Below are 24,602 nucleotides of genomic sequence, written 5' to 3'. Positions count from 1 at the left end.
ACGGTACGTTTAGAGCGACGCCTTGATCTTCTGCGCGGCAGCCGGCGTGACCCATTTCGTCCAGACATCGGGTTCCGTCTTGAGGAAATGCTTGGCAGCATCCTCACCAGTCGCCTGATTGTCAGTCATCCAGGCCATGACTTTCTGGAGATCGTCGGTTGTGTACGTACGCGTGTTCAGATACTTGATGACATCCGGGCTTGCCCTATCCGCAAACGACTTGGAGAGCATCGTGTACATCCGGCTTCCCGGCCACGCAGTCGGTTTCGGATCGGGACAGCTAGCGACGGTCGTGCACCGCTTCCACTCAGCCATATCGAGCGGCACGCCAGCCTCGAGCCGCACCATCGGATATTTGCCCAGCAGAGACGTCGGCGCCCAGTAGACACCCAGCCACCCTTGATGGTGTTCGTAGGCTTTTATGAGCGATCCGTCGAGGCCCGCCGCCGAACCGGTATCCACCAGCCTGAACCCGGCTTGTTGGGCTTTGAATGCCTTATAGAATTGGGCGGTGTTGACGGTGACGCCCCATCCTTGTGGGCCGTTATAGATCGCGCCCTTCCCGGGATTCTCGGGATCGGGGAACAGTTCGGGGTGTTTCAACGCATCGGGAATGGTCTTGATGTCGGGATGCGCATCGGCAATATACTTGGGAATGTACCAGCCATAAACGGCACCTTCCTTGATGATCTTGCCGGCGAGAACGATCTTCTTCTCCTCGATGCCCTGTTTTGCGATGGCGGGAAGCAGGTCGATGCCCTCTTCGGGAATCAGGTCCGGCTTCCCTTTGTCCACCATCGAAGTAAACGTCGGAACCGTATCCCCTACCACCAGGTTGACCTGACAGTCGTAACCTTCCGACAGAATGACCTTGTCGACGGCCGCTTCGAATTCAGCGCTCTGCCAGTTCATGTTTGCTTCAGTCACGCTCCCACAACCGGCGGCGTTCGCCTGCGTGCTTCCACAGATCAATCCAACTGCGACAAGTGCGCCCAAAAATTTCACTTTCATGGCAGTACCCTAAAAGGTGCCCGATCTTCCCCGGTATGCATTGGTCCACATTCTCTTCAGCATTTTTAACTGCTTCGGAGTACTAACTAACTGTTTTTTGACGACTACCTGATAATTTCGAATCATCTGCTACCCACTCAAACAACCCTGCTCAATTCTGGACCGGGCCGGCTACCGACACGGTCGCGCTTGCTTATCCGTACAGGGGAAAACGCTTTGTCAGGTCTGCCACCTGCTTGCGAACGGGGATCGGCAGCTTCGTTCGACGTAATTGAACATGGCTTATCCAGACGTTGATAATGCTTATCCACGGGAAACGGCTGCAGGCGCATCGATCAAAGCGCGCCCATGGTCCCGCACGTGAGCGGAGTCGCACAGCGCTTCAGGTGTTGTAGTGAGCGCGCATGCCAATTGACGCAGATTCACGGTGCCGAGCGGCAGGCTTCCCGTTCCAACGACGGTCAGGTCCTCGACTATGGGGTCTCGCGCCAGCATCGAGATCGCGTCCTCCACCGTGGTGCCTGCCGCAATGCACTGCCCCACTCCAGTGGAACCTGCGCGCCAGGGCGTCATCACGGCCTCGACGCACACGACACGCCCACGGTTCACTTGCTTGACGAAGTTGGTCACATATTCGTCGGCGGGACGCAGGACGATGTCCTGCTTCGTGCCCTGCTGGACGATGTTTCCGTCACGCAAGATCGCGATTTGATCGCCGAGGCGCAGGGCCTCGTCGAGATCGTGCGTGATGAAGACGATCGTCTTCTTGATTTCCTTTTGAAGATCCAACAGCACGGTCTGCATATCCATCCGGATAAGCGGGTCAAGCGCGGAGTACGCCTCGTCCATGAGGAGAACGGGGGCATCCATGGCAAGTGCGCGCGCGAGACCCACCCGCTGCTGCATCCCACCGGACAACTGATTGGGAAACCGCTGCTCGAAGCCCTTGAGACCGACGCGATCGATCCATCGCATGGCCGTCTCAACCGAAGCGCTGCGCTTCACGCCGCACACTTCGAGGCCGTAGACGACGTTGTCGAGCACGTTCCGATGGGGCAGCAGTGCGAACTTCTGGAAAACCATTGCCGTTTGGCGTCGACGGAATTCGCGCAACCCCCGAAACCCCATCTTGCATACATCCACCCCACCGATCAGCACTTCTCCGGCAGTCGGGTCGATCAGTCGATTGATGTGCCGGATCAGCGTCGATTTGCCCGAGCCCGATAGACCCATGATCACTTGAATCGAGCCGGCTGGAATATCCAGGTTGATATCGCGCAGGCCGAGCACGTGTCCGGTTTTCTGAAGCAGATCAGCCTTGGATAGCCCATTCTTGACGGCGTCGACATGGGATTCTGCTTGCGGCCCAAAGATCTTGTAAAGATGTTGGATCTTGATACCGCTGGATCTGATCTCAGCCATGGACCACCTCTTGATGCTTTTGGAGCCGCTTGCCATAGGCTTGGCTGATGCGATCGAAGATCACCGCAATGCCCACGATGGCCAAGCCATTGAAAATGCCGAGCGTGAAGTACTGATTGGCAATCGCTTTCAGCACGGGCTGGCCGAGCCCCTGAACGCCGATCATCGCCGCCACGACCACCATCGCCAGCGCCATCATGATCGTTTGATTGACCCCCGCCATGATGGTCGGGAGCGCAAGCGGCAACTGCACCTTCAAGAGCCGCTGCCAGCCCGAGGAGCCGAAAGCATCGGCCGCTTCGAGAATGTCTCTGTCGACTAGGCGAATGCCGAGGTTGGTCAGCCGGATCATCGGCGGAATGGCGTAAATGACGACGGCGATGAGTCCAGGCACGCGACCGATGCCGAGCAGCATCACCACAGGAATCAGATAAACGAAGCTCGGCATCGTCTGCATCACATCGAGTATTGGATCGATCACCTTTCGCACGCGGTCGGACTTCGCCATCAGAATGCCTATTGGCAAGCCGAAGACGATCGACAAGACCGTGCAGACGAAAATCATGGACACGGTTCTCATCGTGTCCTCCCACATGTCCAGGTACCCGATCAACGCAAGCGTCACGAGACACCCGGCGACGATCTTCCAATTCCTGCTGGCCACCCACGAGACAGCGAGAATCAACAACATGATGACCGGCCACGGCGTGTGCGTCATAAAACGCTCCGCCGCGATCAGGAATTGCTGCAGCGGTTGGAACGCCGCGTCGATCGGATCGCCGTATGCCGAGGTGAATGCACGAAAGCCATCATCGATCGAACGCTTCATGTGTAAAAGCGCATCGTCCTGCATGTGCGGGAAATTTGTTAACCAGTCCATTTGCTCCTCCATCCTTCCGATGCACGTGGCAAAGCCGTGCCGACTCGCGTGAAAATGCGACTCGCTACTCCAAACCGGCCGACCACTCCTTCATGCTTAGATTTGCCGTGGCGCCGATCGTCAAAAACGGTTGCGGCGGGAGCCGCTTTGGCGCGGCGAAGCCTTTGAAGACGTTCACTAGCCACGAATCGATACACAAGGCCGCCTCGGCCGCGGCGATCCCGGACGCCGTGGCCTTCGTCGCACCCACCCCATTGCAGGCAATTGCAGCGAAAATGCCGGGCTCGATCTCGCCGAATGCCGGTACGCCATTCCACGTCAGCGCCATGGCGCCTGCCCATCGGTATTGCATGCGCACCCCTTTGAGCATCGGGAAGCGCGCTTCGAACTTGCGGTCGTGAACGCGACCCGCCCGCTCGATCGCCCCCTCGCTGACCCGCATCGTCGGGTTGTAGGTATAACGAGAGCGAATCAAAACCCGATCGCCCGCCTCGCCGCGTACGCGACGCACCGTCGTGCCCATCGGGAACGCAGGCGTGGCCGCCCACGATCGCTCGCCGCCCATCAGCGATGGATCGAACGCCTCGGTCATCGACGCGTACGTGTAGACGTGAAGGAGAACGCCGCGAAAAATGCCGAAGTTCTGCGCCTGCCCGTTGTTCGCCAGGATGATCTTTCCCGCGTTCACAGTACCGTTCGGTGTTTTGACGCACCAGGACGAACCCAGCCGTTCGAACGACAGCGCCGGCGTGTTCTCGAACAACCGCACCGGGCCGCAGAACGAGTCCGCCAATCCCCTGATGTAGGCCGCCGGTTGGATGATGACCGTGCCCGGCGTGAAGATCGCCGACGTGAAAGAGGTCGTGCCCGTGACCGCGGCGATCTGCTTGGCATCGAGAAGGCGATATTCCTCCTTCACCTTGTCGAGTTCCTTCGCATACGACACGACGTGCTTATCACCCTGCGGCCCCAACGCAACGTTGTACTTTCCGCACGGATCGAAGATGTCCTTGCCCCAGCCCTTTTCGATCGCCAGGTCTCGAGCGAGCGCGATCGCCATCCGATGAACCTTGATATCGTGTCGCCGCGCGTCGGCCTCCCCGCCGCCGTAGTCCTCGGAGGAGACTTCATGCGGCAAGTCGATGATGAAACCCGAGTTGCGCCCGGTCGCCCCCTCGGCGATTTCTCCGGCCTCCAGGACGGCGACCTTCAGCTTCGGATCGAGTTGCGACAGACGCCTAGCCGCCGATAGCCCGGCGAAGCCGCCGCCGATGACCACGACGTCCACGTTGACAGTGCCGTTCAGCGCTCCATGCGGCGTTCGCGGAGGCAGCATCGAGACCCAGCCAGATTGCCCGAGTTGCTGTGGCAGTTTGCTTGCTACGAACTTCATGTTTCGCTCGATTCCTTAGACTGCCGACCGTTCGCGCTCGACCAGATCTCCGAGGGCAGTCCTCAAAGCATCGATCTTCGCGGCCGAGAGACGCGACAACGGACGACGCGGATTGCCCGCGCCATAGCCCGTCATCTCAGCCGCCGCATAGACGGACTGCACATAGTCGCCTTGCCAAATCAATGACATCGCGGGCTCAAGCAGACGCCAGATCTCTCGCGCGTCGTCCCATCGACGTTCTTGCGCCGCTTTGACCACGTCGAGGCATGTCTTCGGTGCAAAGTTCGCCCCTCCCCAGATGAGGCCACGCGCACCCGCATACAGTGCGTAGGGGACGAGCGGGTCCGCGCCGTTCATCATCGGCAGGCCGGTTCTAACAAGAGCGGCCTGTGCGGCCAAATCGCCGCTGCTGTCCTTGACGGTGACGAATTCGGGAATCTCATAGAGCCGATGGAAGAGCGACGGCGTGATCTCGACGCCCACCGCTTGCGGCACGTTGTAGCCGATGATGGGCAAGCCGCCGCGTGCGACCGCGGAGTAGAACTCGACCACGCCATCGTCGTCCGTCGGTCCTTCGAAGAACGGCGGCAATACCATCACGCCGTCCGCGCCGCAATCGGCCGCATGACGCGTCCGCTCCACGACGTCTTCGACGAGTAGTGCCGATGTCTGAGCAATGACCCTGGCGCGCCCGTTGATGACCTTGGCGCCGAATGCGACGAGCGCTTTCGACTCTTCCTGCGAGAGATAGACGTGCATGCCCGTACCTGAACTGAGCACGAAACCGCGGATGCCGACGGCTATATAGCGCTCGATCAACTGCTCCAGCCGGTCATAGTCCAGCTTGCCGTTCTGATCATTAGGAGTACTAATTGCTAGATTGATGCCGGTGAATTGGAAGTCTTTCATGTCTTTACTCGTCGTTCTCTTCGTTATCGTTCAGGTCGAGCCAGATCGTCTTCAGTTGCGTGTACTGGTCGTGCGCGTGGAGCGAGTTGTCGCGCCCACCGAAGCCCGATTGCTTGTAGCCGCCGAACGGGGTGGTAATGTCGCCTTCGCCGAATGAATTCACGGTCACGGTGCCCGCTCGTATCGCGCGCGCCGCACGCATTGCACGCTTACCGTTGCCGACGAAGACCGAAGCAGCCAGGCCGTATTCGGTGTCATTCGCGATGTCGATCGCCTCCTGCAGGCTGTCGACGGTAATGACCGTCAAAACCGGGCCGAAGATTTCTTCACGCGCATGCTTCGCGTCGTTGCTCTCGACTTCGATGATGGTCGGATGGACGTAACGACTTTCGCTCGTCTGACCACCGTAGAGGATTTTGACGTTGTCTGTAAGGTACGACGCAACCTTCTCGTAGTGCTGCTGCGAAACCAGTGGACCAACTCGGTTTGCCGGGTCGAGCGGGTCGCCAACTTTCCATTCGTCCGCGATCTTCATGATCTTGTCGAGCAGCGTCGCCTTGATCTCGCGATGAACGATGAGCCGGGAAATCGCCGAACAGTTCTCGCCCATGTTCCAGAGCGCGCCATTGACGATGTGAGCAGCCACTGAATCGAGATCCGTGGCATCCGGCATCACGACGCACGGATTCTTGCCACCCATTTCGAGCACGATCTCTTTGAGGTTGCTCTCGGCCGAATAGCCCAGGAAGCGTCGCCCCGTCACGGTGGAGCCCGTGAAAGACACCATATCGATGTCGGGATGACGTCCGATGGGTTCGCCGACAGCACGGCCGCTACCGGTCACGACATTAAAGACGCCGGCGGGAATGCCTGCTTCGAGCGCGAGCTCGGCAACGCGCAACGCGGTGAGCGACGTTTCCGCGGCGGGTTTGGCCACCAGCGAGCAACCTGCCGCGAGAGACGGCCCGATCTTCCATGCCAACATCAGCAGCGGGAAATTCCACGGCAATACGAGGCCCACGACGCCAACCGGCTCGCGCACGATCATCGAAATGTGGTTGTCCGACGCGGGCGAGACTTGATCGTAGATCTTGTCGATAGCCTCGGCATGCCAGCGCAGGACGTGGATCGTTTCGGGAACATCGACGGTCTGGCAGTCGAAGATCGTCTTGCCGGCGTCGAGACTTTCCATGACGGACAACTCGAGCGCGTTCTGCTCCATGAGGTCGGCCAATCGAAGAATCGCCTGCTTGCGCGCAGTGGGATGCAGTTTCGACCAGCGCCCGTCCTCGAATGCGGCGCGCGCACTGTCGACAGCCGCGTCGACGTCTTCCTTCGAGCAAGCCGGCAGGTCGGCGAGATGCTCGCCCGTTGCCGGATTTGTCGTCGCGAACGTCTCGCCCAGAGCCGCATCGCAAGCCTTGCCGTCGATGATGGCTTTGCTCGGCAGCTTCAACTCGCGCGCGATCTTTCGATACTCGCTCTTGGACAGCAAATCAGTCATATCAGTCTCTCGTAGCAGGATTCTTAGAGCAACCGAACGAACCGCTCGGTTCGCGAAGCTAGAAATCAAACGGCACGTCGATGCCTTCGGGCGTGACGTACGCCGCCATGTTCCGCCGCGCGAGGAAGACGTGCGCACGCACGATTTCCCCCGCCGCTTCGGCATCGCGGCGCTCGATGGCATCGATGATGGCCTCATGCTGCTGGATGGCTTCCGCGAGTTCAGCGGTCATGCGCTCGTCGCGCGGCTGGTAGAACGTCTTGCCGAGCCGTGCGTGGTCGATCAGCAAACGGCACAAACTCGGCAATAGATACGGGTTGTGCGCCGCCTTGCCGATTGCCAAATGAAACTCATCGTTCCGCATCACCCGGTCATCAACATGGCCCGCTTCCACTGCCGCGCAAAACAACTCCTGGATCCGTTTCAGGTTGTCGATTTCCGCCTGCGTGGCGTGCGTTGCCGCAAGCTTCGTCGTCGCCATGTAAATCAAGGGCGCGGCCAAGAAGTAGTTTCGCAGCGAGTCGTAGTTCATGGAAGCCACGCGCGGCGCGCGGTTCGCCTCGAGTTCGAGATACCCCTCGGCCGCCATCTGCCGCATCAGTTCACGCACGGGGGGGCGCGACAGCCCGAACTCTTCGCTCAACGCCACTTCATCCAAGGTCGCTCCAGGCGCGATTTCCATGCTGAGGATGCGGTGCCGCAAGGCTTGTCCCAAAGCACCTTTGCGGTCTTGGGACGATGCGTGCCCGTCCTCACGGTCAGTCTCAACGACGTTCTGCTTCATACCAGGCTCCTTTGCATTTATCGTGTGTCTACAGATTGTATTAGTCAAGAAGACAATGTGTCGTTTACGGGAAACTCCGGAGAAATCCGAAGGTTACGCAGCCCGTCCGCCCGATGTCAGCGGCGCGTCGCGCGCTGCTGGCTGCCGCGCAGCGCGGCCTTCGACGCATAACCAAATGTAATAGCGGCCGGAAAATAAAGCGCATTGACGCTGCCCTCGCCGCCCACCAATACTCGGATTACAGCGAAGGCACTCTGAACCTCCAACCGCAACATCAGAAGAAGAGCCCGGTGGCACGTACCGAAGCGCGCCCAGCTTCGCGATTGATGACAACGCACGCTGAGCAGTTCACGCGCTGGTAGGCAGCCGAATGAGCGCGCAAGGTGTCCCGATGGAAAGTTGAGGCTATGAACTCGGTAGAAAGAATGTTCGTCCCTGAGCAGCAAGCGGAAGATCGGCTCTCGAATGCGAGCACCTGGGAGAGCGGCACGAAAGTGTGGGCGAGCAGCGAGGAACAGGTCCTGACGTGTGCTCGTGTGGTCGACGAGACCCACGACGTCAAAAGCTTCGAATTCCGCGTGGGCGACGGCACGCCGGTTCGCTTCGAACCGGGCCAGTTCATGACCGTGTCGGCAAACGTACAAGGTCAGACGGTCCAGCGCTGCTACACGATTTCGTCTCCGCCGACGCGGCCGTATCTGTTGTCGATCACCGTAAAGCGAGTGCCGGGCGGCATCGTGTCCAACTGGCTTCACGACAACATGAAGCCCGGCAGCCAGCTGCGCGCGTACGGCCCGTCCGGCAGCTTCACGCCGACAGCAGCGCCCGCCGCCAAGAAATCGCTTTACCTGTCCGCCGGTTCCGGCGTCACGCCGCTGATGTCGATGACGCGTGCGAGCATCGATCTTGGTCTCGATCGAGACATCGTATTCGTACACAGCGCAAGGACGCCGGCGGATATCGTCTTCCGCAAAGAACTCGAAAGGCTCGTGGCGCTGTCGCCTCGCCTGCGCACATTCTTCCTTTGCGAAGCGATCGGAAACGAAAGCGATTGGTCGGGGCCCATCGGCCGCCTCAGTCTGCAGCAGCTTTCCGAATGGGTACCGGACTACGCCGAGCGCGAGGTGTTCACTTGCGGCCCCGCCGGCTACATGAAAGCCGCGCAGACATTGCTGCGCGAAGGCGGTCACAACCCGGCGCGCTATCACCAGGAAAGCTTCGATTTCTCGGCGGGTGCGGCAACGATGGAGACGGCACAGACCGCGGAAACCGCCGCGCCACAGGGCGATGCATCGCAAGGGACGTTCACCGTGAAACTCTCGCGCTCGTCGAAGACGTTCACGATGAGCGCGTCGGAAACCGTGCTCGCCGCCGCGAAAAAAGCCGGCGTCGCCATCCCCTCGTCTTGCAGCCAAGGCATCTGCGGCACGTGCAAGACGAAGGTGCTCGAAGGCGAGGTCGACATGAAACACAACGGCGGCATTCGCGATCGAGAAGTCCAGAAAGGATTCCGCTTGCTCTGCTGCAGCCGCCCGACGTCGGACTTGGTGCTCGAACTGTAGTCACCCCCAGTTCGTCGACGAAAACGCAAGCGATGTAGTCACGGCATGTTTTGAAGCGGGTTCACACCACCCGTCGGATCCGCTTATCCCCCGAAAACGCAGGATCAAAATCATTCAAGGAGACGCAGGATGGCGGGCGACCAGCTTTCCGATGCACACAGTACAGTTCAAGCGGGCGGCAAGGAGGCGATCTTGCGCGAGGTACGATCGTATCGGCTCGCTCGCGTGCAGGAGCAACTGCTCAAACATCAATGCCCGGCGATCCTGCTGTACGACCCGGTAAACATTCGCTATGCGACCGATTCGTCCAACATGTCGGTTTGGTGTGGCCGCAATCCCGCTCGATACATCATGGTTTTCGCGGACGGCCGCATTATCGCCTGGGAGTTTCATAGCAGCGATCATGTGTGGGATGGGCTAGGCCACGATGTCGAACTGCGCCACCCCGTCAGTTGGACTTTCTTCAACGCAGGCCATGAAGCCGAGCAACGCGCGCAGACCTGGGGCGCCGATATCGTAGACGTCTTCCGCAAGCATGCCCCGGGCGAGCGCCTGCTGGCAGTCGACCGTCTCGATCCGTTCGGCACCGCCTACCTGGAAAAGAACGGTATCACCCTGCTCGACGGCCAGGCACTCATGGAGACGGCCCGCCTGATCAAGTCGGCCGGCGAACTCGTCTTGATGGGCGAATCCCTGCGTACCGCCGAAAAGGGCATCGAGCGCATGCGGCGCGAGTTGCGCCCCGGCATCACCGAGAACGACCTCTGGGCCAACCTTCATTACGAGAACATCCGGCACGGCGGCGAGTGGATCGAAACCCGGCTGCTCGCCTCCGGCGACCGCACGAATCCGTGGATGCACGAGTGTTCTTCGCGTGTCCTGCAAAAGGGCGACTTGCTCGCCTTCGACACGGACATGGTCGGACCGAACGGCTACTGCTCGGATATTTCGCGCACATGGCTCGTCGGGGACGGGCGCCCCTCGGACGAGCAGCGCAAGCTATACGAGCTTGCCTACACGCAGGTTCATTTCAACATGAACCTTCTACAGCCGGGCATGACGTTCCGCGAGTTTTCGGAAAAAGCTTGGAAAATTCCCGATCAATACGTCAAGAACCGGTATTGCTGCCTGGCGCACGGCATCGGTATGGTCGACGAATACCCCTCGATCGCACATAGCGTCGATTGGCAAAGCGCGGGTTACGACGGCCGATTCGAAGTCGGCATGACGGTGTGCGTCGAAAGCTACATCGGTGCGGACGGGGGCACGCAGGGCGTCAAGCTCGAACAGCAAGTCGTACTCACCGAGCACGGTTGCGTCTCGCTCACTGATTGCAGCTTCGAGACCGACTGGCTGTAAGTGTTGCCGTTCAAGCACGCTTTCAAATCTTCATAGCACTGGGAGACATCATGTCAGGTAATCGTGGAGTCGTGTACGTGGGTCCTGGGAAAGTCGAGGTGCGCAGCATCGCCTTCCCGGAACTCGTCGATCCTGCCGGCCGCAAGGCCAATCACGGCGTCATTCTTCGAGTGGTCGCCACGAACATTTGCGGCTCTGACCAGCATATGGTTCGCGGCCGTACCACGGCGCCGGCTGGGCTCGTTCTCGGTCATGAAATCACCGGCGAAATCATCGACGTGGGTTCCGACGTCGTCACGCTGAAAAAAGGCGACTTGGTTTCGGTCCCGTTCAACGTTGCTTGCGGCCGTTGCCCGATGTGTAAGGGGCAAAACACCGGCGTCTGTCTCACCGTCAACCCAGCGCGTGCAGGCGGCGCTTACGGCTACGTCGATATGGGCGGCTGGATCGGCGGCCAAGCCGAATACGTCATGATTCCGTATGCGGATTTCAATCTGCTCAAGTTCCCGGACCGCGACCGCGCGATGGCCAAGATTCGGGATCTCACGTGTTTGTCGGATATTCTGCCCACCGGCTATCACGGTGCGGTGACTGCCGGCGTAGGCCCCGGCTCGACGGTCTATATTGCGGGCGCCGGCCCCGTCGGCTTGGCCGCGGCGGCATCCGCTGGATTGCTCGGTGCAGCCGTGACGATCATCGGCGACGTCAATCCGAAGCGCCTCGAACACGCTCGACGCGTCGGCTTTGAAACCGTCGATCTTTCGCAAGATGCTTCGCTAGCGGACCAAATCGCCGCTCTGCTCGGTGAACCGGAAGTGGACTGCGCCATCGATTGCGTCGGCTTCGAGGCTCGTGGCCATGGCCACTCGGGTTCGCAACACGAGGCGCCCGCCACCGTGCTCAACTCACTGATGGAAATCACGCGGGCCGCCGGCAAGATCGGCGTCCCCGGTTTGTACGTGACAGACGATCCGGGCGCCGTGGATTCAGCGGCGAAGCAAGGCAGCCTTTCGGTACGCTTCGGCCTAGGCTGGGCGAAGTCGCATTCGTTCTTCACAGGTCAGACGCCGGTCATGAAGTACAACCGCAATCTGATGCAGGCGATTTTGTTCGACCGTCTGAACATCGCCGAAGTCGTCAACGTGAACGTCATCGAGCTCGATCAAGCGCCGAGCGGCTACGCCGAATTCGATTCGGGCGTGCCGAAGAAATTCGTGATCGATCCGCACGGTAGCCTTAAGGCGGCCTGATCGGCAACGGGTCCGCGTCCAACGACGCGACCCGGGTTTCGGCCGCAAGTGCAGCGCTTGTTCATCGTCGCTGGCCGGGGAAGCGATGCGCGGCGCATCATCATCGAACGGGGCCCTTGAGGGCCCCGCGCACCCGCGGCACCCACCGCCGGCTTCACGCCACCCCAATCACGCCACCCGATTGAACGCGCGAACTCTCTCGATCAAATCATCGGGAACATTGAGTTCCGTGACATTCAGATGACTGCCGGGAATCCTCACGCCCTGCCCCGCAAGCCTTTCAATTTGCGCCGATAGCCTTTCGACAAAGTTCGGCACGAGCAGATCCGGCTTGATGGCAACGATAAAAAGGCCGACTGCCGGGCAATCGCTGCCCGTCGCAAACGACGGCGCATCCATCGACCAATTTCCGCCCGTCATACCGGCCGCCAGGATTTCGATCATGAGCGCGAGGTTGGCGCCACGGGCACCGCCGAAGGCGAGCAGGAGTCCTTCGACCGCTTTGCGTGCATCGGTGGTCGGCTCGCCATTCGCATCGACCGCCCAGCCTTCCGGTATGGAATCACCACGCTCGGCCGCTTGCCTCACGTTGACGAAAGCCGTCGCACTGGTTGCTTGATCGATCACGAATGGCTTGCCGCCGGCACGCGGTGCCGCAAATGCCATCGGGTTGGTCGCATAGACCGGCTTGCGGCTTTCGAGCGTCGTCATCTGCGCAGTCGCGTTCGTCACCGCGAGGGCTACCAAGCCCTGCTCCGCCAAGCGCCGCGGGTAGTAGCCCAGTTCACCCGCAGTAAAATTGTTAACCTGTGCAAAGACGGTGACGCCGAACGCCTTGGCGCGTTCGACGATCTGATCGAATGCGCGATCGAAACCCAACTGTGCGATACCGCCGTGTGCGTCTACCTGCGTCAACGCGGGAGCGGGCGACGTGATCGTCGGCTCGGCCGACTTCGAGATTCGCCCTTTGGCGAATCCGTCCAAGTAATCCGGGAGATGGGCAAAGCCAACCGCTCGGCTTCCGGCCCATTCGGCGGCAACCGTAGCGTTCGCCAGCGAAGTGGCGATGGCTTCGTTCGCGCCGGCACCGAGTATGGCCTGCCGTGCAATGGATAAGGCTTCTTGAGTTTCCAGTCGCATCATTGTCCTTGGATACCGACGCGTACTTGGCCCCCTCAAGGTAAGCTCCCCCGCGCCGGCGGGTGTTGAATAAATATCGAATTTCAGTATCGAAACGTCGAAGATCCGCGTCAAGTCTCCGAATTTTCGCGATCGCATTACATGGGGTTATCGTTAGCACACCGTCGGATGCATTCGGCGCTTAGCCGCCTAGCTAATAGCGCCGTCCTCCCGCAGCCAGTCGATCAATCGCGCGACGGCCGGCGTCATCGTCCGGCCGTGAGGGACGATGACGTAGTAGGCGTCGCGCGGTTTGCACGATGCGCTCGTCAAGCGCACAAGTTCGCCTTTTTCCAAGAGGTCGTGCACCAGACGGCTCCAGCCCAGCGCGACGCCTTGCCCATATCTCGCCGCTTGCACGGCATCCGTGTACAAGCTGCTGCGCAGCACATAGTTCAACTTGGCCGGACGATGCCCTGCTGATCGAAACCACGCCTCCCACCCCATCCAGCCCTCGTACGTCGAATCCGATTCGATGAGCGGCAGAGCGGCTAGCGCCTCGAGCGAGTCCGATATTTCGTTCTCCTCAAAAAAACGCGGAGAGCAAACGGGAAACACTTCTTCGTCGAACAACAACGTGGATGTGCCGTCGCCCCAGTTGCCGTCTCCGTACCGCACCGCGACATCGACCTCGACATGACGAATGTCCGCGGTGAACATCTGCGTGCTCAACCGCAACAGCAAGGGTGGATCGAGGCGCTTTAGGTTCGGCAGCCTCGGCAGCAATCGCAGTTGCGCAAACGGCGCCGTCGCAGCGAGCACGAGTTCTTGCTGCTCCGCACCGATCAATAGACGATCGAATACGCCCGCGATCTTCTGCATCGATTCGGACACGACCACAAAGAGTGCTTCGCCCTCGGCGGTCAACGCGATGGAGCGGTGCAAGCGATGGAATAAGCGTACGCCCAACGCTTCCTCCAGAAACCGTACCTGCCTGCTGACCGCTGCCTGGGTCACGCCCAATTCAGTCGCTGCACGCGTAAAGCTGCCCAAGCGCGCCACCGCCTCGAATTCAACCAGTGCGGTCAAGGACGGTACGATGCGTCGATATCCCTTAGTTGCCCTTGTCATCTTGCCTCTGTTTGCCCCATTTCATGCCTCGTCCGCCGGAAGATCGCTTGTTTTCCAAGGGCGCCTCAATTAAGTCGGCGCATCCGGTACCGAATGCCCCGGGGCCCTCTCCCGCACGTGGAGGCAGGGGAAAGCCTACCGAAAACCCGTCCAGTGCTGCATAACATAAAGTAATGCGATGCGAAAAATAAAGGGCGTTGACGCTACTTTTCGCCGCTCCAATACTGCCCGCATAACTCAATGCAACGCACTGGGAAAATATCTACCTATTGGAGGCCCGCCATGACCGTCATTCCTATCAAGACCCATCGTGAACTGCTCGACAGCCGGGAGCCCGGACACGGGATGCCCGGCGACCTGTTCGGGCGGCAGGACGTGTTTGAAACGGACATGGACGTCTTTTTCCACAAACGATGGATCCTCGTCGCCGTGACGGCCGACGTGCCCGAACCCGGCGATGTCTACGCGATCGATATCGGCAAAGCTTCGGTGCTGATCGTGCGCGATGACGACGAAAATGTCCGCGCCTTTCGCAACGTCTGCCGGCATCGCGGCTCGCGACTCGTCAAGAACGCCGGCAAGGTCAGCGTCGGCATGCTGGTTTGTCCCTATCACCAATGGACCTACGACCTGGACGGCAGCCTGCGTCACGCCACGCATATGGGCAAGGAATTCGATAAGGATTGCAAGAGCCTGATTCCGGTTCACGTCAAGGTCGTCGGCGCGCACGTGTTCGTTTGCCTTGCCGACGAGGCGCCAGAAGATATTGCAAAGCTCGAGGCGGCCATGACGCCGCGCTTCGCGCCGCATGAGATGCAGCGTACGAAGATTGCCTATGAGATGGACATCGTCGAGAACGGCAACTGGAAGCTCGTCATGGAGAACAACCGTGAGTGCTACCACTGCGGCGGCACGCATCCGGAGCTGACGCAGTCGTTCCTCGCGCACGACTTCGGCTTCTGCCCCGATGGCCAAAGCGAGGAGTCGCTGGCCGACTACGAGCAGTACCTCGCGAACAACGCGGCCCGCAAGGAAGAATGGGAGAAAGACGGCTATATCTGCGAGTTGGTCGAATCGCTCGACGAAAGCGTCGAAACGAATTTCCGTTCGCAGCGGCTCGTGATCGCCGGGGCCGGCGAATCTCAGACGATGGACACCAAGGTCGCCAGCACCAAGCTGCTCGGCAACTTGCAACGCCGCGATCTCGGCGACGTGCACATGTGGGGACATCACTCGTGGACGCACGTGATGAGCGACCACGCCGTCATCGCCTATGCCATTCCGCTGGCACCGGACAAAACGCGCGTGCGTACCATTTGGCTCGTGAACGAAGATGCCGTGGAAGGCGTCGACTACGACCTGAAGAAGCTGACCGAAGTGTGGATCGCCACGACTACGCAGGACGCGGAACTGGTCGGCAACACGCATAGCGGGACGCAGGACCCGGGCTACGTTCCGGGCCCGTACTCGAAGTACACGGAGGACGCACTCGAGCAGTTCGCTCGCTGGTATGACGCGCGCCTTAAGGCGAGTGGCGTTTAACCGGGTTGCGAAGGGGCCGGATATGACTAACACCCGCCCCTTTCATTCCCCGCCGCGCTCAATATACGAGTTTGCCGCCGATAGCAGCCATGTCTCGAAAGCCTGCAGCCATGGGGAATTCTGCTGATGCTCCGGATAGACGAGGTAGTAGCCCTTGTCGCTAGGTAAAGGCAGGTCGCAAGGACAAATCAGCTCGCCAATGTTGAGCTCGTGCGAAACGAGGAATCGAGGCACGAGCGCGACACCCAATCCCGCGCGGGCAGCCTCCACGAGCATCGAAAAAAGCTCATACCGCTGACCTTTCATGCTGTCGGCGTCGTCGACGCCTGCCTGCACGAGCCATTGCCGCCATGCATCGGGGCGCGCCGACTGATGCAGCAACGTGAAATTCGGGACCTCGGAAGGCGCGAGGTTCGTCCGCCCGCTCATCAACCGCGGACTGCATACCGCAATCATCTCCTCACCGAACAGAAATTTGGCGATTGCCCCCGGCCAAATGGGATCGCCGAAGTGAATCGCCGCATCGAACTGCGTGTCGGTGAAAAGGAACGGCTCGGCCCGCGTCGCCAGATTGACGACGATGTTTTGGTGCGCGCCGTAGAACTGCGGAAGTCGCGGAATCAACCATCGCGTAGCGAACGTGGGAATGACCGCGAGTTCGAGGATACCGCCCGCATTCGGGTGGGCCATCGCCGCCAGCGTATCGCGCTCCATTCTCTCGAGGTTCTCTCGCACGCGCTTCGCATAGAGTTGGCCGACCTCGGTGAGACTAAGGCGCTTCTTGACCCGGTTGAAAAGCGCGACGCCCAGATATTCCTCGAGTATCGCAACCTGCCGTCCGACGGCGCTTTGCGTCAGGGCGAGCTCATCGGCGCTGCGGGTAAAGCTCAGGTGGCGGGCCGCTGCCTCGAATGCGACCAAGGCTTCGATACTCGGAATCTTTCGTCTCACGGATCATTCCTCAAACGCACAACGTCGCGAGTTTATATCGTTTGCTCGCGTCAAACCATATCGCAACAATGTCTTCCATATCGCGGTAGATCGTTCGAGCCATCTCGTATCGATTTCGTTCGCACTCCTCATTTTCAGACCAACATCGACTTTCGAATTGAAGGAGCATCATGTCCAACGACGCACTTCCCGCCAAGTTCAAGCCCTATACCCGCCAGACGATCAGCCAGGCTCCGCAATGGCAATTGCTTTCGACGGAGCTGCGCGAAGCGGTACAGGTCGTGTCACGCGTGTTGCCGTTTCGCACGAATCAGTACGTGATGGAGGAGTTGATCGATTGGACCAACATCCCGGACGATCCTATCTATCGCCTCACGTTTCCCCATCAGGACATGCTTTCCCCGGCCGAGTATTCACATCTCAGAGACCTGGTACTCGAGAAGAAGGAAGAGGCTGCGATCGAGGAAGCCGTGCGTGCGATCCGCATGCGGATGAACCCGCATCCCGCCGGCCAGATGACGCACAACGTCCCTTTCCTCGATGGTCAACCGCTAAGCGGGCTGCAGCACAAATACAAAGAGACGGTGCTGTTCTTCCCCAGCGCCGGACAGACCTGTCACGCCTATTGCACGTTCTGCTTCCGTTGGCCGCAATTCGTCGGCATGGACGATCTCAAGTTCGATGCGCGCGAATCCAATGAACTCGTTGCCTATTTGAAGCAGCATCGTGAAGTGACCGATGTCCTGATTACCGGCGGCGATCCGCTGATCATGAACACGCGGTCTCTTTCAGGATATATCGAACCCCTGTTGGCGCCCGAACTCTCCCATATTCAAAACATCCGCATCGGGACCAAATCGGTATCGTACTGGCCGCAACGCTTCGTGACGGACAAGGATTCCGACGATCTCATACGCTTGTTCGAAAAAGTCGTCGCGGCGGGCAAGAACCTCGCGATCATGGGCCACTACAATCACCCGGCTGAATTGCGCCCGGCCATCGCGCAGCGCGCGGTCAAACGTATCGTTTCGTCCGGCGCAACCCTGCGGATGCAGGCGCCACTGATCCGCCATATCAACGAGGACCCGAAGGGATGGGCGGAACTGTGGACGACGGGCGTGCGGCTCGGCGCCATCCCCTACTATATGTTCGTCGAACGCGACACGGGCCCCAGCCATTACTTCCAGTTGCCGCTCGCGAAGGCCTATGAGATTTTTCAGGCGGCCTATCAGACCGTATCGGGACTCGCGCGCACGGTCCGCGGTCCTTCGATGAGCGCATTCCCCGGCAAGGTCGTCATCGATGGCATCGTCGATATCGGTGGCGAGAAGGTGTTCGCCCTTCAGTTCTTGCAAGCACGCAACCCCGACTGGGTGCGCAGGCCGTTCTACGCCAAATTCGATCCGACGGCGACCTGGCTGCATGATCTCGAGCCCGCGTTCGGTGCGAAGAAGTTTTTCTTCGAAGAGGAAAGCGTCGCGAGCATCGCCATTGCTCGGCATTCCGGCCGCCATCTTTCCAGCGCGTCGTCCGAGCCGGCATTCGCCATCGCGTCCAACGGATGACAGAAGCCCTTTTAGGCGAGTTTGGGCTGTTGCTTGCGGCGGCCCACTCCTCGATGGTATTTTCGTTTTACCAGGAGGCTCAATGGCTTATGTCGTGACCGAAGGTTGCATCCGTTGCCGCTACACGGATTGCGTCGAAGTATGTCCAACCGATTGCTTTCGGGCAGGCCCCAACTTTCTCGTGATCGATCCCGACGAGTGCATCGATTGCGCCGTCTGTGTCCCGGAGTGTCCGGCCGACGCCATTGTATCTGCGGAGGATATCGCGGATGACCAGCGGTCGTTCGTCGAGTTGAATGCTTCTTTGTCGAAACAATGGCCTGTCATTATGAGCAGACAGGCACCGCTGCCCAACGCCGATGACTGGAAAGGGGTGCGCGACAAGCTGCGGCACCTCGTCGCCGAGCCCGTTGCCGACTAGTCCGCTGTGAAAGGAAACCGCATGACCACCGTTTTTCATCGTGCGCCGAAGCGCACGTTGCCGGTTGCCGTCGCCGGCGACGGCATCGAAATCATTGACTCCGAAGGCAAACGCTATATTGATGCATCGGGCGGCGCGGCGGTCTCGTGCCTCGGGCACAGCAACCAGCGCGTCATCGACGCCATCAAACGACAAGCCCAGCAGCTGCCTTATGCACATACCTCGTTCTTCACGACGGAGCTGGCCGAAGCACTGGCCGATTGGCTCGTAGAAAGAGCGCCAGAGGGCCTGGGGCATGTGTACTTTGTGTCCGGCGGCTCGGAGGCGGTCGAAGCCGCGCTCAAGCTCGCTCGCCAATATTTCGTCGAGACGGGTGAGCCGCGGCGACGCCATTTCATCGCGCGCCGTCAGAGTTATCACGGCAACACGCTCGGAGCGCTGGCGATCGGCGGAAACGCGTGGCGGCGCGAGCCGTTCCTGCCGATTCTGATCGAGGCGCATCACGTCAGTCCCTGCTACGCCTATCGTGAGCAGCGGGCCGATGAATCCGACGATGCATTCACGCAGCGCCTCGCGGATGAACTGGAGAGCAAGATTCTGGCGTTGGGACCAGAGACCGTGGCGGCGTTCGTCGCAGAGACGGTGGTCGGCGCAACGGCCGGTGCCGTGCCGCCGGTGGGCGACTACTTGCGCAAGATCCGTGCGGTCTGTGACAAGTACGGTGTTCTTCTGATTCTTGACGAAATCATGTCCGGCATGGGCCGCACGGGGCATCTGTATGCGTGTGCCGAGGACGGCGTAGCGCCCGATCTCCTGACGATCGCCAAGGGTCTCGGTGCAGGCTATCAGCCGATTGGTGCGACGCTCGTCAGCGATAAGATCTACGACGCCATCCTCAGCGGGTCGGGGTTCTTCCAGCACGGCCATACCTATATCGGCCACGCGACTGCCTGTGCCGCGGCACTGGAGGTGCAGCGCGTGATCGAAGAAGACCGCTTGCTCGATAACGTCAAGGCACGCGGAGAGCAATTACGCGCGTCGCTACGCGAGCATTACTCGAGGCATGAACATATCGGCGATATACGAGGCCGTGGGCTCTTCGTGGGCGTCGAACTCGTCGAGGATCGTGCGACCAAGGTGCCGTTTTCTCGCGAGCTGGCGGTCAACGTGGCGATCAAGCGTGAGGCGATGAAGCGCGGGCTGATGGTTTATCCGATGGGAGGAACCGTCGACGGCGTGTCAGGCGATCACGTTCTGCTAGCGCCGCCTTTCATTTGCACGGCCGACGATATCGACCGCATCGTCAGCCGCCTGACCGATGCGATCGATGATGCACTGCGCAGCGCAGGCGTGCGCTAGATTAAGACTCGACCATGACCCACTCCTCATCCGCCCCGCCCGCGAGCCGCTTGCCGGCCTTCGACGAAGCGCATGCCACGCCCGAACAAAAAGCCGTCCTGACGGAGATTCTGTCAGGACCTCGAGGCAATCTTAACGGCCCGTTCCTGGGATGGATTCACAGCCCGGACCTCGCGCAGCATGCGCAGCGCCTCGGCGCATTCTGTCGCTATCGTACGGGACTGCCCCTGCGCCTCTCGGAACTGGCGATACTCGTCACCGCCGCACGCTGGCGTTCGCAGGCAGAGTGGCACATCCACCATCCGATCGCGCTGGACGCCGGTGTGCCCGCCGCCACGGCGGAGGCGATCCGCAGCGGGCGGCAGCCCGAATTCGATGATGACGACGACGCGCTAATCTACGCTTTCGCCACGGAACTCTACGACACGCAACGTGTGTCGGATCCGACGTTTCAAAGGGCAGTCGACCGCTTCGGTCATCAGGTGACGATCAACCTGGTTGGTCTACTCGGCTACTACGCGCTAGTGGCGATGACGTTGAACACGTTTCAAATGCGCGCCCATGGTCAAACGGCACTGCCGTTCGCGGAGTGATCGTACGGATAACGATCACATCTTGAGACACCACAAGGCCAGGAACGCGTTGTCGTCGGAGCGCATTGCGTGAACCGCGCCGGGGGAGTTATGGATGCCGCCGCCAATCCCCGGCGACAGCCACGGCCCTCGGTCCTTGCGGAATTCACCCGCGGACATCAACACATAGGCTTCCTCGGGTGGGTGACTATGATCGGGATAGCGGACATCGGGCTTCATCACCGTAAAGCCCAGTTGTAGGTCCCGCCGATCCTCGATGCCTCCCGGGCCACTGATCATGCCGTTCGCGTGCCCCTCTAGAAAGTTGGGGCTTGCGTTCGCGACGGTCATCCGCCGGAACCAGCCGATGAACGGCTCCAGCGCCTTTATGCTTCTCGCAACTTGGCCGAACGCATCGCTGGCATCCAAATACGGCTCGAGCGCGCTATCGAGCGAATCGCAAGCGGGGAAGCGCTCATGTTTTTCGAAGCGGAATTCCCCCTGTTGCTTGAGGCGAGCGAAGATCTCGATCGCCAACCCACGAGCTTCTTTCGAAAGCGTCTCGGCAGCGAAGAGAATACGCGCTGCGTCGATGAAGTCCTGTATCTCTTTGGGGCGCGATTGCATTTCGATCTCCTCGGCTCTGAATCTCTATGTTCGCGTATTTCCGTCCGCAATGCGCGAGAGCCGGGTCCGGGTTCGCTCGCGCCAGGCTTCACCGTTCGAACGATAGTGCGCGTCCCTCTGTGGCTGGCTACGCCGTGGACTCTCTTTCCACCGAACCGGCGAATGCCGTCTGTCCTCTACCATTCGCTTTTGCGCGGTACATCGCACGGTCGGCGAAGCGCATCAGCGTTCGCGCATCGTGCGCGCCCCCCCGAGCACCGTTCGCCAGCATGCACACGCCGATGCTGGCCGAGACGGCGATCCGATGTCCCTCGATCGCTTGCAGATTACTCAGCACCGCATGAATGGCGTCGGCAATTTTCAATGCGCCTTGCTTGCCATGGACCTGTCGGGCCAGCACCACGAACTCGTCCCCGCCCAGGCGGGCGAGCGTGTCGCCTCGACGCACGCCGCGCGACAAGTCAATGGCGAAGCGCTGCAACAGCGCGTCGCCTACCGCATGACCGTATGTGTCGTTCACTTCCTTGAAACCGTCGAGGTCGACCAGCAGCAAGGCAGTGTCCCCTGTTTCCGTCTCGCGATTGACCAGCGCGTGATTGAGGGCATGCTCCAGCCGGACGCGGTTGCTCAGTCCCGTTAGCGGATCGGTCACCGCCTGTTGTTCGAGTCGGTGCACCAGCACCGATAGATAGATGGAGGTCGCTGCAATACTCAGCGCCAAACTCACGCAGACCGCGACGTTTGCGCTCCACCATGGCTGCGCAAACGCGAGCCCGGCAAGCCCGGCCAGCGCCACCGCGCACGAGAGCGCGAGCATGCGCTTACCGTAGCGGCAGCCGGCACCAACAAGAAACCAGAAGGAAGCCCAGAGGACCGGGAGCGCGGCTTGCCCGCCGACCGCGAGGATCGCCATGACGACGGCCTGGTCCGAAACCGTCGTGACGATCAGGCGAAGAGGCGAACGCGCGGGCCCGACTTTTATCGCGAGATAGGTTGCAAGACCGTACGCTACGTACAGCGCAACCATCTCGGTCGTGGCATAAACGGCGCCAGAGCGCTCAATCCATGCAGCAACCAGATATGCGAGGAGAACCACCGTACCGAGCGACACGCGAAGGAGTGCCTGCTCCTTCTCGGGGTGCCTTTGAACGGCACCGAGAAACTCTGGCCCGCGCCAAGCGGGATGCCAACTGCCCATGCCTACAACCCCACAGCATTTATTTTGCGATTTTGCGCGTGGGATTGTAACGCGTGCCGAGGGACGCCAATGCTCCGGACCGGTGGCCCGGCATAACGGCAATTCAGAGCAGTCGGCGGACGTCCTCGCCTTCGAGCCAAGCCGCTGTCTCAAGGGGTCGGGCGTTTTCGGACGCGCTGATCTAGTTCGCCACAGTGCGTCGGGCCACCATGGCCGCGCTCAGCTTGGCCATTTGCTGTCGATCCAGGCACGCTTCGGCATACGGCAGGACGTGACTCTCCTCGATCGCGATATGACGGCGGTACGCCGCAACAAAGCTGTCGACCCACTCGGGCTCAAGGAGCCCTGCTGTCCCCGCCGCAATGTCGACGAGCACCCGTCGCAATCGCGCCCATCCCGCCTCGAGCGATCGATGCTCATCGCGTAACGATACGATCAGTTCAGTCACGGGCGAGCGCTGGTGCCGGCCGATTTCGTTGAGCATCGGAAAAAGGTCCTGCTCCTCGTCTGCGTGATGATGCGGGCCCGCCACGTCGAAGTAGCGCATGATGTTCCTGGCCGCCTGCTGCGCCTGCGTATCCGGACCATGCGAAGGCAGATACGCCGCCAGTTTCTCGAGCGTCGCGCATTGCGCGGCGATTCGTTCATGACACGCTTTGAGCATCTCGAGCGGCTCGTCAAACGACGGTGCCGGTTTGCTCAAAAGATCGATGCGATTCATGCCTTACTCACGTCTTTTAGGTTTAGCCTGCCTTGCCGTCGGCTCGCGGGCGCGTCAGGTAGGGCCAGTATTGGTACGCATATAGCGCGAATGCGACGCACCAACACAAGCCCGCCCCGTCGATCCACCCTGCGCTCCACCTGATCGCGAGTAACGGGCCGAAAACGCGCAAGACGGCGGCGGCGATCACGAGGCAATAACAAGCGATCTCGGCCCGTCCAGCTACGAGCATGCGGCCGGTATGCCCGAGCGCCGTACGCGTAATCATGGCGATAATCGCGCCTCCAAGCGCGCCGACTGTCAGGGCATGGACTGCGATCGAATGGGGTACCCAGCCGGCTGCGCTCAGCGCGAGCAGCGCAAATCCGACTGGAATGAACGCATAGGCAACATGGAGAATCGCGAGAATCGGCCGCTGGCCGACCCGCCAGGAGCGCCACCCCGCCAACCGGAAGGCGTGAACCCCTGCAGTAGCGCCCGCTGCGATGCCAATGGACGCTGCGCTTGCGCCCGCCGCGTCTAGAACGAACGTCAAAAGCGGCAACGGCAACGCTAGCGCTTCGACCCATTGCCAGCGCTTGAACGTATAGCCCGGCACGGCGTTGCTCGTAAACATCGGGACGACGCGACCAGCGATGATCGTCACCAGCGTGATCAGCAGTCCGACGGCTGCGTAGTTGATCCGCAATGCCAGATCGATTCGCCCGCGCAGCACGCACCCGTGAAATAGGATGTTCGTCAGTGCGAGCGCGCCCAATACCACCGGCACAAAGATGTTGTGGCGGTTACGCGCGCGCAGGAGTACGCGGAGCAAAGCAATGGCCAGCACCGGCAAGAACGCCGAATCGACGATCGCAGCCAGGGGCTCGGGACCTAGCCACATCACGATTCGTCCCGCCAGCCACAACAACCATAAGAGGGCCAGCGGCATACCATGCGGTGTCTCGGCCGAAGTCCACGCCCGCACTGCCGTGAGCAGAAACCCAGCGACGATGGCGGCGGCAAACCCGAAAACCATTTCGTGTGCATGCCAAGGGATTCCGCTCGCCGACGGTATTCGGCCTGCCGGTGCTATACCGTGCAGGGCGCCTAGCCAGACCAGCAACGCGAGCGCGCCGAAGATCGCTCCGCCAAGATAGAACGGCCGGAAGCCGAGTCTCAGCACGGGCAGTCCGGACACAGGAGCCTTGAACGAAGAACCCTGCGCCAGATGGGTTTCATCGAGTTGCCGCACCTTTAACATGCATTCAGAATACATCATTTAAGTGCGATCCACAACGTCGCCGACCATGCCTTTTCCGGAGCCCGCCCTGCCTTGCGCA

General features: G+C 60.4%; 22 protein-coding genes. 8 read left to right on the top strand and 14 right to left on the bottom strand.

From position 1 onward, the window contains the following. Window positions 1–9: 9 nt before the first annotated feature. From AB4Y31_RS05580 to AB4Y31_RS05550, 7 genes are all read right to left on the bottom strand, one after another. Window positions 10–1,011 (bottom strand): glycine betaine ABC transporter substrate-binding protein, encoded by a 1,002-nt coding sequence (locus AB4Y31_RS05580; RefSeq protein WP_368673042.1) that lies wholly within the window; start codon window positions 1,009–1,011, stop codon window positions 10–12. Window positions 1,012–1,314: 303 nt separating this feature from the next. After that, complete coding sequence (locus AB4Y31_RS05575) at window positions 1,315–2,433, bottom strand: glycine betaine/L-proline ABC transporter ATP-binding protein (protein WP_368673041.1); 1,119 nt, start codon at window positions 2,431–2,433, stop codon at window positions 1,315–1,317. Further along, entirely contained in the window at window positions 2,426–3,313 is an 888-nt protein-coding gene (locus AB4Y31_RS05570) for an ABC transporter permease (protein WP_368673040.1), read from the bottom strand. The genes AB4Y31_RS05575 and AB4Y31_RS05570 overlap by 8 nt, the downstream gene beginning before the upstream one ends. A 64-nt stretch (window positions 3,314–3,377) precedes the next feature. Then, window positions 3,378–4,706, bottom strand: coding sequence for an NAD(P)/FAD-dependent oxidoreductase (locus AB4Y31_RS05565; protein ID WP_368673039.1), 1,329 nt, complete (start codon window positions 4,704–4,706; stop codon window positions 3,378–3,380). Window positions 4,707–4,721: 15 nt separating this feature from the next. Further along, window positions 4,722–5,615 (bottom strand): dihydrodipicolinate synthase family protein, encoded by an 894-nt coding sequence (locus tag AB4Y31_RS05560; RefSeq protein ID WP_368673038.1) that lies wholly within the window; start codon window positions 5,613–5,615, stop codon window positions 4,722–4,724. Between the two features lie 4 nt (window positions 5,616–5,619). Further along, window positions 5,620–7,119, bottom strand: a complete 1,500-nt coding sequence (locus AB4Y31_RS05555; RefSeq protein ID WP_368673037.1) for an aldehyde dehydrogenase — start codon at window positions 7,117–7,119, stop codon at window positions 5,620–5,622. Window positions 7,120–7,177: 58 nt separating this feature from the next. After that, window positions 7,178–7,903, bottom strand: a complete 726-nt coding sequence (locus tag AB4Y31_RS05550; protein WP_368673036.1) for a GntR family transcriptional regulator — start codon at window positions 7,901–7,903, stop codon at window positions 7,178–7,180. A 407-nt stretch (window positions 7,904–8,310) separates the two neighbouring features. Between AB4Y31_RS05550 and AB4Y31_RS05545 the strand changes: the two genes are divergently transcribed. From AB4Y31_RS05545 to fdhA, 3 genes are all read left to right on the top strand, one after another. Next, entirely contained in the window at window positions 8,311–9,465 is a 1,155-nt protein-coding gene (locus AB4Y31_RS05545; protein WP_368673035.1) for a 2Fe-2S iron-sulfur cluster-binding protein, read from the top strand. 129 nt (window positions 9,466–9,594) lie between these two features. Continuing rightward, the gene (locus AB4Y31_RS05540) at window positions 9,595–10,824 is read left to right on the top strand and encodes a M24 family metallopeptidase (protein ID WP_368673034.1); all 1,230 of its coding nucleotides are present in this window, start codon (window positions 9,595–9,597) and stop codon (window positions 10,822–10,824) included. 50 nt (window positions 10,825–10,874) lie between these two features. Further along, window positions 10,875–12,074: a formaldehyde dehydrogenase, glutathione-independent gene (gene fdhA, locus AB4Y31_RS05535; RefSeq protein ID WP_368673033.1), complete on the top strand. Its 1,200-nt coding sequence runs from the start codon at window positions 10,875–10,877 to the stop codon at window positions 12,072–12,074. A 168-nt stretch (window positions 12,075–12,242) separates the two neighbouring features. Here the strand turns inward: fdhA and AB4Y31_RS05530 are convergent, their stop codons facing one another. After that, window positions 12,243–13,217, bottom strand: a complete 975-nt coding sequence (locus AB4Y31_RS05530) for an Ldh family oxidoreductase (protein WP_368673032.1) — start codon at window positions 13,215–13,217, stop codon at window positions 12,243–12,245. Between the two features lie 186 nt (window positions 13,218–13,403). Then, window positions 13,404–14,324, bottom strand: coding sequence for a LysR substrate-binding domain-containing protein (locus tag AB4Y31_RS05525; RefSeq protein WP_368673031.1), 921 nt, complete (start codon window positions 14,322–14,324; stop codon window positions 13,404–13,406). A 282-nt stretch (window positions 14,325–14,606) separates the two neighbouring features. Here AB4Y31_RS05525 and AB4Y31_RS05520 point away from each other — a divergent pair, with 282 nt between their 5' ends. Next, window positions 14,607–15,866, top strand: coding sequence for an SRPBCC family protein (locus tag AB4Y31_RS05520; RefSeq protein WP_368673030.1), 1,260 nt, complete (start codon window positions 14,607–14,609; stop codon window positions 15,864–15,866). Window positions 15,867–15,908: 42 nt separating this feature from the next. Here the strand turns inward: AB4Y31_RS05520 and AB4Y31_RS05515 are convergent, their stop codons facing one another. Then, window positions 15,909–16,817 (bottom strand): LysR family transcriptional regulator, encoded by a 909-nt coding sequence (locus AB4Y31_RS05515; protein ID WP_368673029.1) that lies wholly within the window; start codon window positions 16,815–16,817, stop codon window positions 15,909–15,911. 170 nt (window positions 16,818–16,987) lie between these two features. Between AB4Y31_RS05515 and AB4Y31_RS05510 the strand changes: the two genes are divergently transcribed. From AB4Y31_RS05510 to AB4Y31_RS05495, 4 genes are all read left to right on the top strand, one after another. After that, entirely contained in the window at window positions 16,988–18,382 is a 1,395-nt protein-coding gene (locus tag AB4Y31_RS05510; protein WP_368673028.1) for a KamA family radical SAM protein, read from the top strand. An 82-nt stretch (window positions 18,383–18,464) separates the two neighbouring features. After that, window positions 18,465–18,803: a ferredoxin FdxA gene (fdxA, locus tag AB4Y31_RS05505; protein WP_368673027.1), complete on the top strand. Its 339-nt coding sequence runs from the start codon at window positions 18,465–18,467 to the stop codon at window positions 18,801–18,803. Window positions 18,804–18,824: 21 nt separating this feature from the next. Beyond that, window positions 18,825–20,162 carry an aspartate aminotransferase family protein gene (locus AB4Y31_RS05500; protein ID WP_368673026.1) on the top strand — a complete coding sequence of 446 codons (1,338 nt, stop codon included), beginning with the start codon at window positions 18,825–18,827 and terminating at the stop codon, window positions 20,160–20,162. 14 nt (window positions 20,163–20,176) lie between these two features. Further along, window positions 20,177–20,755 (top strand): carboxymuconolactone decarboxylase family protein, encoded by a 579-nt coding sequence (locus tag AB4Y31_RS05495; RefSeq protein WP_368673025.1) that lies wholly within the window; start codon window positions 20,177–20,179, stop codon window positions 20,753–20,755. A gap of 15 nt (window positions 20,756–20,770) precedes the next feature. Here AB4Y31_RS05495 and AB4Y31_RS05490 read toward each other — a convergent pair whose 3' ends face one another. From AB4Y31_RS05490 to AB4Y31_RS05475, 4 genes are all read right to left on the bottom strand, one after another. After that, the gene (locus AB4Y31_RS05490; RefSeq protein WP_368673024.1) at window positions 20,771–21,271 is read right to left on the bottom strand and encodes a dimethylsulfonioproprionate lyase family protein; all 501 of its coding nucleotides are present in this window, start codon (window positions 21,269–21,271) and stop codon (window positions 20,771–20,773) included. A 217-nt stretch (window positions 21,272–21,488) separates the two neighbouring features. Beyond that, the gene (locus AB4Y31_RS05485; protein ID WP_368673023.1) at window positions 21,489–22,472 is read right to left on the bottom strand and encodes a diguanylate cyclase; all 984 of its coding nucleotides are present in this window, start codon (window positions 22,470–22,472) and stop codon (window positions 21,489–21,491) included. 268 nt (window positions 22,473–22,740) lie between these two features. Continuing rightward, a complete protein-coding gene (locus AB4Y31_RS05480) occupies window positions 22,741–23,280 on the bottom strand; it encodes a hemerythrin domain-containing protein (RefSeq protein ID WP_368673022.1) in 540 nt (179 codons plus the stop codon). A 22-nt stretch (window positions 23,281–23,302) separates the two neighbouring features. Then, a complete protein-coding gene (locus tag AB4Y31_RS05475) occupies window positions 23,303–24,523 on the bottom strand; it encodes an NnrS family protein (protein ID WP_368673456.1) in 1,221 nt (406 codons plus the stop codon). Window positions 24,524–24,602 lie beyond the last annotated feature (79 nt).

The sequence above is a fragment of the Trinickia sp. EG282A genome (assembly GCF_040965455.1).
GTDB lineage: Bacteria > Pseudomonadota > Gammaproteobacteria > Burkholderiales > Burkholderiaceae > Trinickia > Trinickia symbiotica.
The sequence above is the reverse complement of the archived record's forward strand: the minus strand, read 5'-3'. Positions and strand labels throughout refer to the sequence as shown.

Coding starts and splice junctions, on each gene's coding strand:
- AB4Y31_RS05555 (WP_368673037.1), bottom strand. CDS start 7,119: ATGACTGATTTGCTGTCCAAGAGCGAGTATCGAAAGATCGCGCGCGAG.
- AB4Y31_RS05540 (WP_368673034.1), top strand. CDS start 9,595: ATGGCGGGCGACCAGCTTTCCGATGCACACAGTACAGTTCAAGCGGGC.
- AB4Y31_RS05580 (WP_368673042.1), bottom strand. CDS start 1,011: ATGAAAGTGAAATTTTTGGGCGCACTTGTCGCAGTTGGATTGATCTGT.
- AB4Y31_RS05500 (WP_368673026.1), top strand. CDS start 18,825: ATGACCACCGTTTTTCATCGTGCGCCGAAGCGCACGTTGCCGGTTGCC.
- fdhA (WP_368673033.1), top strand. CDS start 10,875: ATGTCAGGTAATCGTGGAGTCGTGTACGTGGGTCCTGGGAAAGTCGAG.
- AB4Y31_RS05510 (WP_368673028.1), top strand. CDS start 16,988: ATGTCCAACGACGCACTTCCCGCCAAGTTCAAGCCCTATACCCGCCAG.
- AB4Y31_RS05530 (WP_368673032.1), bottom strand. CDS start 13,217: ATGATGCGACTGGAAACTCAAGAAGCCTTATCCATTGCACGGCAGGCC.
- AB4Y31_RS05480 (WP_368673022.1), bottom strand. CDS start 23,280: ATGAATCGCATCGATCTTTTGAGCAAACCGGCACCGTCGTTTGACGAG.
- AB4Y31_RS05565 (WP_368673039.1), bottom strand. CDS start 4,706: ATGAAGTTCGTAGCAAGCAAACTGCCACAGCAACTCGGGCAATCTGGC.
- AB4Y31_RS05570 (WP_368673040.1), bottom strand. CDS start 3,313: ATGGACTGGTTAACAAATTTCCCGCACATGCAGGACGATGCGCTTTTA.
- AB4Y31_RS05560 (WP_368673038.1), bottom strand. CDS start 5,615: ATGAAAGACTTCCAATTCACCGGCATCAATCTAGCAATTAGTACTCCT.
- fdxA (WP_368673027.1), top strand. CDS start 18,465: ATGGCTTATGTCGTGACCGAAGGTTGCATCCGTTGCCGCTACACGGAT.
- AB4Y31_RS05475 (WP_368673456.1), bottom strand. CDS start 24,523: ATGTTAAAGGTGCGGCAACTCGATGAAACCCATCTGGCGCAGGGTTCT.
- AB4Y31_RS05495 (WP_368673025.1), top strand. CDS start 20,177: ATGACCCACTCCTCATCCGCCCCGCCCGCGAGCCGCTTGCCGGCCTTC.
- AB4Y31_RS05525 (WP_368673031.1), bottom strand. CDS start 14,324: ATGACAAGGGCAACTAAGGGATATCGACGCATCGTACCGTCCTTGACC.
- AB4Y31_RS05520 (WP_368673030.1), top strand. CDS start 14,607: ATGACCGTCATTCCTATCAAGACCCATCGTGAACTGCTCGACAGCCGG.
- AB4Y31_RS05545 (WP_368673035.1), top strand. CDS start 8,311: ATGAACTCGGTAGAAAGAATGTTCGTCCCTGAGCAGCAAGCGGAAGAT.
- AB4Y31_RS05550 (WP_368673036.1), bottom strand. CDS start 7,903: ATGAAGCAGAACGTCGTTGAGACTGACCGTGAGGACGGGCACGCATCG.
- AB4Y31_RS05575 (WP_368673041.1), bottom strand. CDS start 2,433: ATGGCTGAGATCAGATCCAGCGGTATCAAGATCCAACATCTTTACAAG.